The following is a 13,039-nucleotide window of genomic DNA, read 5'->3' on the forward strand; positions in this document are numbered from 1 at the left end:
TGCAGGTGAAACGGCCATTGCTAATGGTAAGATTAATTTAGGATTATCTTATTTTGATCAAGGTATAGCACTAGGTCAAACCGGGATGAATTCTTTATTAGAGCGTAAAGCTGCCGTGTTAATGAATGAGCGAAGATTTGAAGAAGCACATTTAGTTTATGAAAAATTAAGCCAAGTAAGTAAAAATGGTTCTAAGCATGATGAGGCATTATTTTTGGCAAATTTGGCTCGATTTAGATCTCAAAATAAACTAGTTTTTGCGGAATTAATTTCTTCCTTAAGTGCATTTATACAACAAACCACGCTAGGAAATTCTTATTTAAGTTCTTCCTTATTGTTACGTGGGGAAACGTATGAAGCTACGAATCAATGGATTTTGGCATTAGCTGATTACCAGCGATTAGTTCGTGAATTCACAAAAGACTCTACATCTAGGGAGGCATTAATTGGGGCTAGTGAAATATTAAAGCGTGAAGGTCGAAGCGAAGAAATATTTGAATTACGTCAGATTTTTTCCTTAGTAAACGGCGAGGAAAAAGGGGATGATGAAGAGCTTTTTGATTTGTGTCAGTCTATTTTTAACTCAGGTAAATACCGTATAGCCGTTCCAGAGCTTGCCAAATTTATTTCTAAATACCCGAATTACGCCCAAATAGGCGAAGTTTATTGGATGCTCGGGTTTGGTACTTTTCAAACGAAAGACTGGAGGAATTCAGCGACCTACTTGAAACGAGTTGTTAATTTGAATAATCAAACGTCGAAAAAATCAGAAGCCTTATGGTTGCTTGCTTCCATTGAATTGGAACAAAAAAATACCGTAAATGCGGCTGCTTTTCTTACTGATTTAGTAGTAGATAAGTCAGGGAATGAAGCGTTTAAATTTAAAGCTAGACCTGTATTAGTTGATATATATAAGGCCTCGGATCAATTAAATAATCTTGAGTCTATGATGGACTTAGATTTTGATTTAGAGCAAAAATCTCAATTGCATTTCAATATCGCGCAAGCTTGGTTGATTAAGCAAAACAAGGTAGATGCTGAACGTCATTTTATGAAAGTTGTTCAAATAGATAGTATGGATTTAGGGGCGCAAGCACTTATTCAAGTGGCTTTAATTCATTCACAATCAGGTGATTACAGAGGTTCCACGGACTTAATTAAGCAGTATTTTAGCCAAGAAGGTGCTCGCTTTTATGAAGTAGCGGACACATTGGTAGGAAAGGCCTTCTTACTTATGGCTGATAATTTCATCGCGCTCAAGAATGGCCGACAAGCCAAAGTCATTTTAGATAGTATTTTGTCGAGTATGAGTGATGAAAGCATTCTGTTGCAGGCAAAGAAAAAATTAGAAGAATTAAGTAAATGAGGGGTATAACGACTATTCTTTTTGTCCTTGCTGCGAGCGTAATTAGCTCGAATATTTCCGCACAGGAAATTGACAAAACAGTGATTATAGTTCCAGGTGGCGCGAAGTCCCTGTGGCAACTGAAGGTATCCGAACGTCAATACCTGCCATTAAAGTCTTTTAAGATGCCTTTGAGCATCAAGGAGATGAAGCAACAAGCGACGAGTCTCACGTGGCCAAGCGATTCTTTGCCAAATATCCAAGCACCACCCGCGCAGGATATGCGTTCCCGCGATACAGCTAAAGTGGCTTTTGGGGAGAAATACGATAATGTCTTGCAAGTAGGCGTGGGCAATTATGGACATACCTTGTTAAACTTTAATGCGAGTCATTCGCCGAAAGAAAATAAGTTTATTGGTTTTTACTTAAACCATGATGCCAATTCGCAAGGTCCAGTGAAATCGACATTTTCTGCCCGAAGTGAAAATCAAGCCCGTTTGGTTAGCAGATATTTAGGAACTGTGAATTTCTGGGAGGGGAGTGTGTCGGCCAGCCGACAAGTCAACCACGCCTATGGCTTGCCTGAAATACCTAGTTTTGTTAAGGCTGCGGATATTCGCTTGAATTATTCGTATTTCAACGTGTTGGGCAAGGTGTTGAGTGCGCGTAAAAATGTACATTCAGATTATAAATTGACCTTAGATGCGGGCTTATTGCAGAACCCAGCAGGACTTTCGGAGTTAATTGCGAAGTCTCACTTGTTCTATTCCAAGGATTTATCAGAGAAGGTCAAAGCCCGTTTGGACGCTGATTATATCCATGGAGAATATGTTTCGGCGCTGGGGAATAAGCCCTTATTGCGTTCATTTTATCGCGTTAACCCAAGTATTGCGTATGCCAGTTCGCGTATTCGTGTCAATGCGGGGATTCTCGTGGCGACGGAACTGGAGGGGAAAGATGCGGTTGCGAAGACAAGTATTTTCCCACAGTTTGAGATTGATTTTGGTGTGTCTGATTTCATTCATTTGTTTGGCGGAATCGGTGGCGATGTACAATTCAATACACTTAAATCCTTTTTGTCTGAAAATCCATGGATGGCCATTCCAACTAGCTTTACAAATACGAGTCAGGTGGGTAATCTTTTTGGAGGTATTAAGGGGGTTGGCAACAAAAATGTCGATTTTGAAATCAAGTATAATTATGCGGAGTATGCTGATTTGCCTACGTTTATTAATAGCCCTTCGGATGCTTCTCGTTTTCAAATTTTGTACATCGGTGGAATTCAAAAAATTCAAGTCGCTAACATTATCGGTCAAGTAAACGTGCATGTTTCCAATGCCTTTACCTCCAGTTTGAAAGTTGACCATGTGCGCTATTCCTTATTAAACACCGTTTTCCAAGCCTCCCACAAACCTGGGTTGACAATGAGCTGGACGAATACCTGGAAGCTATCCAATAAGGTGTTTATTTCACCCGATGTATACTGGATCAAGGATTTGTATGCATTAAATCCTGCGCAAAATCAGTTGGTGCAGTTAGAAGATATCGTAGATTTGAACTTTAAAATTAATTATTTCGTGAAGCGGAATGTTAATTTGGGTCTTTCAGGGAATAACTTGTTGGGCAAAACGTACCAACGGTTCAATCAGTATCAAAATCAGGGACGTCAAGTTAATTTAACCCTGGCTTATTCGTTCTAGTATGAAAAAATTAGGTTTACTTTTCCTTTTAGCAACGGTTTTCGCTTGCTCATCTCCCCAAACAGAAGTTCCTACTCAATCACTCAATGACGTATTGGCTTGCGCTAATTTAGCCGGCCTACAAACCAAATATGGAAAAGAAAATGTCGTTGCAGACACGAGCTGGGTCATCGGCGCAGATACCTTGCAAGGGTCCATGATTTTCCCTCGAACGTCCAAGCAAGTCAATGTATATTATCGTTCGGGTGAGATTGTTGACGTAACCATCCAAGGAAAATCATCTGCTTGGAAGACAGATTCAGGGCTCTACTTGGGACTTCCCTTGCAAGATGTCCAACAACTCAATGCTAAAAACTTCACACTATCAGGTTTCAATTGGGCCCACGGTGGGGAAGTGGTTTCTTGGGAAGGCGGTAAGTTGGCCGGAATTCATTTAGCTACGTTTAGCAATACTGGCAATCAGCACGATGGCTTATCGGACGCGGAATACACCCAAATTTCCGGTCAAACGGAATTCGATGTGCGCCACGAGGCCATTCAAAAATTGAATCCAAGCCTGGATATGATTTCATTGATTAAGCCATTTATCCCGAATCAGGAGGAAGGCAAATCGATCAGCAAACGTATTTCAGCGAATCAAATCCCGCCAGCGAAGTAAAGATTATTTGAGTTTGGGATTGTTGTGGTGACGCTCTGCATCGCGGATCGATTTCTTTTGCATGTTTTTTTCCAGCGCTTCTGTGAGGTTCACGCCTGTTTGATTAGCTAAACAAATCAACACAAACAGCACATCCGCCATTTCATCTCCCAGGTCTTTTTGCTTGTCGGATTCCTTTTCAGATTGTTCTCCGTAGCGACGGGCAATAATGCGCGCTACTTCGCCTACTTCTTCTGTCAGCATGGCCATGTTGGTGAGTTCGCTAAAGTACCGAACTCCTACGGTTTGAATCCAGGTGTCTACTTGTTTTTGGGCTTCTTCTAAGGTCATATCGCTGGGTTTTTAGAATCGATGATGATGGTCACTGGACCATCGTTGCACAAACTTACTTGCATGTCGGCACCAAAAACACCCGTTTGTATCGGTCCACCCATCATTTCTGAAAGCTGATGAATCATTTGTTCATACAAGGGAATCGCCTGTTCCGGTCGGGCCGCAGCTAGATAGCTCGGCCGATTTCCCTTCCGGGTATCTGCATGGAGCGTAAATTGGCTAACCAATAAAATCTCCCCGTTCACCTGCGCAAGTGCCAAATTCATTTTGCCTTCCGCATCGGAAAAAATACGTAAACCGTGGATTTTTCCAGCTATATAGGTGACGTCGGCCGGAGTGTCATCTACATGTATGCCAAGTAGAATTACGAATCCGTTGCCGATGGAGGCATGCAATTTTTCTTCAATGTGAAGCTGGGCTGAACTTGCGCGCTGAATAACGGCTATCATCTGCTACAATAAGAAATAGACGATGAGGAAATAAACACCATAGCCCAAGATGTCATTGGTCGTTGTGATGAACGGTCCGGATGCAATGGCTGGATTAATTTTGAGTTGGTTTAACACCAAAGGCGTAATGGTTCCCATGAGGGAGGCCAACATAACCACGGCGAATAACGAAAGTGACACCGTGATGGACAACATGATGGCACCATTATCAATGAGCATGGAACAACCAAATGCAAAAATGGCTGCAATCAGTGCGTTGATTAAGGCCACGACAAATACTTTTTGGAGACGTTTCCAGAGGGTCGTATCTAAACCACTTTTATCTGCTAGTGATTGTACGATTAAAGAAGAGGACTGAATTCCCACGTTTCCGCCCGTTGACCCGATCAAGGGAATAAACGCCGAAATAGCGGGCAATATGGCAATGGTATCATCGAAGCGATCAATGATTTTGGCAGCTAAAAAACTACCCACCATACCACCGATCAACCACGGTAAACGCGAACGAACTAAAAGCCATACTGAGTCATCTTCCTCAACATCCTCCGAGATACCGGCCATGACCTGAATGTCCTCTTGCGCGGATTCGGTGATGAAATCGACCACGTCATCGATGGTGATTCGGCCTAATAAACGGCCTTGAATATTCACGACAGGAATGGCTTCCAGGTCATATTTTTGCATTAAATCGGCCACTTCTTCGCCGGTGCTGTAGGTCTGAACAGAGACGATTTCATCGTCTTCGTAGACATCTTGAATCTTGGATCCGCGTTTGGCCAAAATGATTTTTTTCAACGAAACTGTTCCTAAAAGTAATCCGTCATCGTCCACCACATAGACGGAATAGACTTTCTCTACATCTTCGGCTTGTCGGCGAATCTCCTCCACACATTCCGTCACGGTCTGTGTGACATTAATCTTAATCAACTCCTTCTGCATCAAACCGCCTGCGCAATCTTCATCGTAATGCATGAGGTCAATAATGAAACGCGCTTGTTCGCGGTCCTTCAAAAGGGCGATCACTTCCTCACGAATGCGGACGGGTTGTTCGTTCAGAATATCCACCGCATCATCGGAATCGACGATGTTAATGTATGCTGAAATTTCTTTGGAGGTAAAGTTCTTGAGGAACTTTTTGCGGTCATCACTGTCTAAAGTTGAAATGATTTCAGCCGCAATTTTTGTGTCCAGTAATTGGACTAAATATTTCGATTCATCGCCGTTTAACTCATATAAAATGCTAGTGATATCGGCAGGGAAAAGGTCTTCAATTTTGGCAATAATCTCTTCGTTCGCTTGGGCTGTAATCAGCTGGCGAATATCTTCTAAAAACTCTTTTGTGAGTTCGAACGGAAGGTGCTGAACGTTGATTTCTTCCATGAGATTCGATTTTGAAAAGATTGAAGGCGCAAGTACGGAAATTTTGACGGAAAAAGTATGTCTCTAAACCGTTAAATTATGCGCCTGGGTAACCTTGTGCTTCCCATAAATAGGTCAATTCCACAAATTCAGCGACGCCCAATTGTTCGGCGCGCTTGGTCAACAAAGGGTGATCTGGTAATTGCATGGCGCGTAAGGCGTTGCGTAAGGTTTTGCGCCGCTGGTTGAATGCCATCTTCACGACAATCTTGAATTTCGCTGGGTCGCAAGCTAATTTTTTGTCCCAATTGCGGCGAATACGAATGACGCCTGAGTTTACTTTGGGTGGGGGCGTGAATACTTCGGGGCCTAAACTAAATAGGTATTCTACATCGTAATAGGCTTGTAATAAGACACTTAAGATGCCATAGTCTTTGTTGCCCGGTTTAGCGGCAAGGCGCATCGCTACTTCTTTTTGCAGCATACCCACGACTTCGATGCATTGATCTTTGTATTCCAGGACGCGGAAAAAAATCTGAGTTGATATGAAATAGGGGAAGTTACCTACGATGGCAAATTTTTCTTCACCAAATATCTTCTCCAAAGGGTAGCGTAAAAAGTCGCCATCAATTAGCCGTGGACCTGTAAATTCTAGATAGTTTTTCCGTAGGTAGTCGACAGACTCTTTGTCGATTTCAATTAAGGACGTTTCGTAGGCTTCTTTTTTAACGAGAAATTGGGTGAGAACCCCCATCCCTGGGCCGATTTCCAAGACTTTTTGGTATTCACCTTGTGGCTGCAAACCATCCACAATACGCTGGGCGGCATCTAAATCATTTAAAAAGTGTTGGCCTAAACTCTTTTTTGCTCTTACTTGCACGTGTTCTTGGGGCTAAAGGGTACGCGAAATTACGCCCTTTTTTGTACATTTAAGCAAAAAAAGGGATTAATGCCATGGCAGTTTGGGCAAACAAAACAAAGGAAGATCTAATTCACGAAATCCAGGAGCTGAAAAAGCAATTGGACATTTTGGAAATTAACGATGGAATTGCCTCGGAAGCGACATCGAAAGAAAACCTCATTAATACCCTTGCAAGCCTAAAGTTATTTGGTATCATCATGGCGCTCGACGGCACCATCGTATTTGCAAATGCGTTCACGCACGCGTTGTTTGAATACAAGCCAAATGAATTAAACGGAAAAGATTTTTTTGCTACGCTTTTGCCTCAGGGTGAAACAGAGGACCGTCGTGCCTCCTTCCAGAAGGCCATCGATTCAGGTGGTTTGTTTGAAGATCGTGAACGAAATTATATCACCAAAACCGGTTCCATGAAATGGGTGGAAGTGGCTTCTACGATTGTGAAGGAATCCAACAATACATCATATTTGAGTATCATTGGGGAGGATATCACCGAACGAAAAAAGGTGACGGAAGCGCTTTCACGATCGAATGCCCAACTGCGCGATTTAATTAATAATACGACCGACCTTATTCAAATTACGGGGGTAACGGGTCGGTTTTTATTTGTCAATAAAGCTTGGCTTGACACAATGGGCTATTCCGAGGAGGAAGCGCGTGATCTTAAAATTCAAGATGTCTTGCATCCCGAATTTGCGCATAATACACAAGCCCAATTCGACTTATTGGCCCGTGGCGAAGAGCTACCCGAATTTACGGCTGTATTCAAGCGAAAGGACGGTCGGCGCTTATACGTCTCCGGTTCAGCGAGTTGTCGGCTCGAACGCGGAACACCCACTGCTTACCGTTGTATTTTACATAATTCCACGGCGAAAGTTCGTGCGGAGCGCGCGAATAAACTTTTCTCATCCATTGCGCAGGTTGCGATCAATTCAACCAATTTGGATGATTTGTATGTCAATATTCACAAGCAGTTGGGCGAGGTTATCGACGTAAAGAACTTCTTTATTGCCCAATACGATCCGGGAAAAAGCTTTTTGTATTTCCCGTATTACATCGATGAATATTTTGATTCCCGCGTTCATTTTACCAAGCGTAAGCTGGGGAATGGACTGACGGAATATGCAATTATGGCGAATAAGCCGTTGATTTTGCATGATGACGATATACACCAATTAGCTGCTGATAAGAAAATTTACCTCTATGGTGTCGTACCTAAAGTGATGCTTTGCGTGCCGCTGCGTATCGGAGACCGGGTAACCGGTATTATTGGTGTCAAATCCTACGAGCGTGCGAATAAATACGAGAATCGTGATTTGGAATTACTGGATTTTATCTCGAGCCAAGTGGCCGTGGCCATTGCGCGCAAGCAAGCAGAAGAAGCTTTGGCTAGAGAGACAGCCCGATTAAATGCCATTTTTGAGGGTAGTTCCCACTTAATGTGGTCGGTGAATAAACGACTTATGTTGACAAGTTTCAACCAAGAATACGCCGAACTACTTGAAAAACAATTGCAGATTAAACCGCAATTGAATTTCAGTACGGAAAGCATGGGATTCCAGTTGGTGGCCCCACAAGAACGCCGACCGCTTGAAGATAAATATAAACTCGCGTTTAGGGGTCAAAAGCAACATTTTGAATTGGAGTTGATGACCAAATCCGGCGAGCAAAAGTGGTTGGAAATCTATTTAAACCCCATCCAATCTGAAGCGCTTATTTCGGAGGTTTCGGGCATTGCGCGGGATATCACGGATTTAAAGAAATATCAAACCGAATTAGTTGAGGCGCGTGAACAGGCGGAATATTCGTTGAAAGTAAAGGAACAGTTTTTGGCCAATATGTCGCATGAGATTCGTACGCCGATGAACGGGGTGATTGGTATGGTGGATTTACTGTGTGATTCGCCGTTGAACGAGGACCAACAAGATTACTTACAAACCATTCGGAAGTCATCCGAAACGCTTTTACATATCCTGAATGACATTTTGGATTTAGCCAAAATCGAAGCTGGAAAAATGGTGCTTCATCCGGCTGATTTGGTATTTGAAGATTTATTGGACCGACTGATGTCCTTGTTTACGCCAATTGCGCACCAGAAGGGGAATAAGGTGGCTTATAGTATTGCTGCGGATGTGCCTAAAGTTGTCGTGGCCGATGAGACACGCTTATTGCAAATTCTATCAAATCTCACATCCAATGCCTTGAAATTCACGGAGAATGGATCGGTGATGATTTCAGTTTCGGCCGTAAAAGTGGATGCCAAACATGTCGAATTGATGGTACGCGTAACTGATACGGGAATAGGAATTAGTGGAGAGAATCTCAAGAAATTATTCTCGGCCTTTCAGCAGTTGGACAATTCAACTTCCAAGAATTATGGAGGAACTGGTTTGGGATTGGCTATTTCGCAGGAATTTTGCAAAATGATGGAAGGGGAAATAGGAGTAGAATCAGAGGAAGGAAAGGGTAGTACGTTTTGGTTTACGGTCCAATTAGCGATTGGAGATGCGTCTAAGGCATCCTCAATTTCACTGGCGAAACGATTTGATATTGCAGGAACCTTAACCGAAGTACATGCGCGCATTTTGCTGGTTGACGATAATGCAACGAACCGCAAAGTGGCTTCTCAGATATTGATTAAAGCCGGTTGTGTGGTTAAAACGGTGACTAGTGGACAAGAGGCGATTGATTGTTTGATGGAGGATGCCAACTTTGATTTGGTGTTAATGGATATCCAAATGCCTGAATTAGACGGAATGGAAACTGCGCGCCTTTTACATACCAAGGGAATTGCTTTGCCACCCATCGTTGCGATGACGGCTTATGCCATGAAGGAAGATCGCGAACGATTCTTAGCTTCAGGAATGAATGATTACATCGCGAAACCGATTCGCGCGCAACAACTTATACAACTCGTGGGCAAATGGGTACACGATGGCCATGCTCCCGAAGATTTTGAACGCGATACTTCCAATGAGGTCGTTGACGAGGAGGTACTAAAATCCCTATCGGATGCCGTTGGGGAAGATCCCGCATTTGTACAAGGGATGTTGGCAGAATTCATTGCGGAAGCGGAGGAGCAAATTGCCGCTGCCGAACAAGCCTACGCTGCGAACGATTGCAAGGGTGTTCAGTCGGAGTTACATACGCTGAAAGGAAATTCGGGTACTTTAGGTGCCGCACAAGTGAATATCCTTTGTGAACAAATTGAATTGAAGGCCAAAGTCTGCGAGTTCAGTCAATTTGCTGTTGAGATCGTAGCGCTGAAGGACGCACTTGCTACATTCAAACAAGTAATTTCGGACAGATTCGCCTAATACAAGCCATATTGGCACGTTTTTCGCGTCTGAGTACCTTCGTTCACCGACAAATTTTCCGGGTTTTGTACATGGCTAAGCAATTGCATCTAGCGAGCGCAACTATAATAACCACATGAATCCAAACAACTATACTTCCCAAGCGAGTGTCATCATTCAGCAAGCGATGGAAATTACGCAGGAGCGGGGCCAACAGGCCATTGAGACTGGGCATTTATTGCAAGCGATTTTACAAGATGACACCCAAACAGCCTCATTTCTGCTCAAGAAATTAGGTGTAGCGCCGAGTCAAATTCAAACTAGTTTAGGCCCAATTTTGAACAGCTACCCGAAAGTATCGGGAGAGCAGCCTTATGTAAGTAATTCCTTACAACAAGCCTTGCAGCGGGCGGATAAACTGAAAGCAGATTTTGGCGATTCGTATGTAAGCGTAGAGCTCTTGTTTTTATCCTTATTGGATGGAAACGATTCCGTGGCCGATGCGCTGAAAAAGCTCGGCTTAACGACTAAAAATTTTAAACAAGCAATCATCGAACTTAGAGGAAATAGAAAAGTGAACGATCCACATGCAGAGGGTACTTACCAATCTTTGGAAAAATACGGTAAGAATTTAAATGAATTGGCGAAGGCGGGTAAAATCGATCCGGTTATTGGTCGTGACGAGGAGATTCGTCGGGTCCTACAAATCCTATCCCGTCGGACTAAAAATAATCCGATGTTGGTGGGTGAACCCGGTGTAGGTAAAACTGCCATTGTGGAGGGTTTGGCCCAACGAATCGTTTCGGGTGATGTGCCAGAGAATTTGAAATCCAAGATTATCATGTCGTTGGATATGGGTTTATTGATCGCAGGTGCCAAATACAAAGGTGAATTTGAGGAGCGATTAAAAGCGGTCATCAAAGAAGTGACGGATTCGGACGGAGAGATCGTCTTGTTTATTGACGAGATTCATACGCTGATTGGCGCGGGTGGTGGTGGAGAAGGAGCGATGGATGCGGCCAATTTACTTAAGCCGGCTTTGGCACGTGGTGAACTACATGCGATAGGTGCGACGACGTTAAAGGAGTATCAAAAATACATTGAGAAGGACAAAGCTTTAGAGCGTCGTTTTCAATCTGTGCTTGTGGATGAGCCTGATGTGGCGGATGCGATTTCCATTTTGCGGGGAATTAAGGATAAATATGAATTGCACCATGGGGTGCGGATTCAAGACGATGCGGTTATTGCGGCGGTGGAGTTGTCTAGCAGGTATATTTCTGATCGTTTCTTACCCGATAAGGCCATCGACTTAATGGATGAGGCGGCTGCCAAAATGCGTTTGGAAATTGATTCGGTACCTGAGGTGATTGATGATATTCAGCGGAAGATTATGTCGTTGGAAATTGAGCGCGAGGCGATTCGTCGGGAAAATAACAAGGAGAAAGAATCTAGCTTAAATCGTGAGCTAGCTGATTTGTCTGAAAAGCGCGATGCGTTGAAAGCACAATGGCAGTCGGAGAAAGGCGTATTAGACACGATTCGCGCTGAAAAAGAGCAGATAGATAAGTTGAAATTAGAGGCTGACCAAGCTGAGCGCCAGGGTGATTACGGCAAAGTAGCTGAGATTCGTTATGGTCGTTTGGTGGAATCTGAGCAAAAATTAAAGGATTTGCAAGCGAATTCGCATGGGGAAAAGGGTATGTTGCAGGAAGAGGTAACGGCGGAGAATGTGGCCGAGGTAGTGGCTAAATGGACGGGAATTCCGGTTAGCAAAATGTTGCAAACGGATATAGAGAAGTTGTTGCACCTCGAAGATGAATTACACAAACGTGTAGCGGGGCAGGATCAAGCGATTGAATTGGTTTCTGATGCGGTGCGTCGCTCACGTGCAGGCTTGCAAGATCCGCGTAGACCTATTGGTTCCTTTATCTTTTTAGGCACGACGGGTGTAGGTAAAACGGAATTGGCGAAGTCTTTGGCTGCTTATTTGTTCAATGACGAAAATTCGATTGTTCGCATTGATATGTCGGAGTACCAAGAGCGCCATGCCGTTTCGCGTTTGGTGGGCGCGCCTCCGGGGTACGTCGGTTATGACGAAGGAGGCCAATTGACCGAGGCTGTGCGCCGCAAGCCGTATTCAGTTGTTTTGTTGGACGAGATCGAAAAGGCGCATCCTGATGTTTGGAATATCTTATTGCAGGTGTTGGATGAGGGGCGTTTGACCGACAATAAAGGTCGGACGGCGAATTTCAAGAACACCATCATCATTATGACCTCGAATATTGGTAGTCATATCATTCAGGAAAAGTTAGGCCAAATGGAAGGTTGGAACAATGCCATTTTATTGGAGGAGGCGAAGGAAGAGGTGATGGTCTTATTGAAGCAGCAGGTGCGTCCGGAGTTTTTAAACCGGGTGGATGAGATTGTGTTGTTTGAGCCTTTGAATGAGGAACATGCGCGTAAGATTTTGACGATTCAATTTAAGGAAGTTCAAAACCGTTTGGCGGAGCAACAAATTACGATTGAGGCGACGGAGGAGGCATTGAATAAATTAGCTAAAGAAGGCTTCGATCCCTTGTATGGCGGTCGGCCTATGAAGCGTGTGCTCCAGCGGGTCGTATTAAATGAATTGTCGAAGTCTATTTTATCGGGTAAGATTCAGAAAGATTCCGCGGTGCTGATGGATGTGGATAAGGAGGGGAATTTAACCTTTGAGAATGTGGAGGTAGAGATTTAATTGAGAGTGCCCTGTTCTTTGGCAAAGCTTTAAGCTTTGCCAAAGTTTGAGGCGCTTGCGCCGATTCCTTAAGGTTATAATCATTTAGAGACGCAATACGTTGCGTCTTTTTTGTTTTGTAGAGACGCAATACGTTGCGTCTTAATTTAAATAGACGCGAGGTATGAACTGCACCCAAAAAGTTGGACAACTTATTGGGTGTTTTTTTATGTCAAGAAAAATCAAGTACTCCTACGATCTCAA

Annotated in this window: 9 protein-coding genes; 5 read left to right on the forward strand and 4 right to left on the reverse strand. The window is 43.6% G+C overall.

Annotation, left to right across the window (positions count from 1 at the left end):
* From ACIQ6T_RS10730 to ACIQ6T_RS10740, 3 genes are all read left to right on the forward strand, one after another.
* Positions 1 to 1,366, forward strand: a 1,366-nt coding sequence (locus ACIQ6T_RS10730; protein ID WP_395786242.1) for a tol-pal system YbgF family protein, incomplete at its 5' end; no start/stop codon positions are given.
* A complete protein-coding gene (locus ACIQ6T_RS10735) occupies positions 1,363 to 3,045 on the forward strand; it encodes a hypothetical protein (RefSeq protein WP_395786244.1) in 1,683 nt (560 codons plus the stop codon). The genes ACIQ6T_RS10730 and ACIQ6T_RS10735, both read left to right, overlap by 4 nt.
* 1 nt (position 3,046) lies before the next feature.
* Entirely contained in the window at positions 3,047 to 3,703 is a 657-nt protein-coding gene (locus tag ACIQ6T_RS10740) for a hypothetical protein (protein ID WP_395786246.1), read from the forward strand.
* Between the two features lie 3 nt (positions 3,704 to 3,706).
* Here the strand turns inward: ACIQ6T_RS10740 and ACIQ6T_RS10745 are convergent, their stop codons facing one another.
* From ACIQ6T_RS10745 to rsmA, 4 genes are all read right to left on the reverse strand, one after another.
* The gene (locus tag ACIQ6T_RS10745; RefSeq protein ID WP_395786248.1) at positions 3,707 to 4,033 is read right to left on the reverse strand and encodes a nucleotide pyrophosphohydrolase; all 327 of its coding nucleotides are present in this window, start codon (positions 4,031 to 4,033) and stop codon (positions 3,707 to 3,709) included.
* Positions 4,030 to 4,485: a D-aminoacyl-tRNA deacylase gene (gene dtd / locus ACIQ6T_RS10750; RefSeq protein WP_395786250.1), complete on the reverse strand. Its 456-nt coding sequence runs from the start codon at positions 4,483 to 4,485 to the stop codon at positions 4,030 to 4,032. The genes ACIQ6T_RS10745 and dtd overlap by 4 nt, the downstream gene beginning before the upstream one ends.
* Before the next feature lie 3 nt (positions 4,486 to 4,488).
* Positions 4,489 to 5,865 carry a magnesium transporter gene (gene mgtE / locus ACIQ6T_RS10755; protein ID WP_395786252.1) on the reverse strand — a complete coding sequence of 459 codons (1,377 nt, stop codon included), beginning with the start codon at positions 5,863 to 5,865 and terminating at the stop codon, positions 4,489 to 4,491.
* Positions 5,866 to 5,941: 76 nt separating this feature from the next.
* Positions 5,942 to 6,724: a 16S rRNA (adenine(1518)-N(6)/adenine(1519)-N(6))-dimethyltransferase RsmA gene (gene rsmA / locus ACIQ6T_RS10760; protein ID WP_395786254.1), complete on the reverse strand. Its 783-nt coding sequence runs from the start codon at positions 6,722 to 6,724 to the stop codon at positions 5,942 to 5,944.
* Positions 6,725 to 6,798: 74 nt separating this feature from the next.
* Between rsmA and ACIQ6T_RS10765 the strand changes: the two genes are divergently transcribed.
* Together ACIQ6T_RS10765 and clpB are read left to right on the forward strand one after the other, a co-directional pair.
* Positions 6,799 to 10,080, forward strand: coding sequence for a PAS domain S-box protein (locus ACIQ6T_RS10765; protein ID WP_395786256.1), 3,282 nt, complete (start codon positions 6,799 to 6,801; stop codon positions 10,078 to 10,080).
* A 115-nt stretch (positions 10,081 to 10,195) separates the two neighbouring features.
* Positions 10,196 to 12,796 (forward strand): ATP-dependent chaperone ClpB, encoded by a 2,601-nt coding sequence (gene clpB, locus ACIQ6T_RS10770; protein ID WP_395786258.1) that lies wholly within the window; start codon positions 10,196 to 10,198, stop codon positions 12,794 to 12,796.
* Positions 12,797 to 13,039 lie beyond the last annotated feature (243 nt).

Origin of the sequence: Aquirufa sp. (assembly GCF_044377215.1) — a bacterium.
Classification (GTDB): Bacteria; Bacteroidota; Bacteroidia; order Cytophagales; family Spirosomataceae; genus Aquirufa.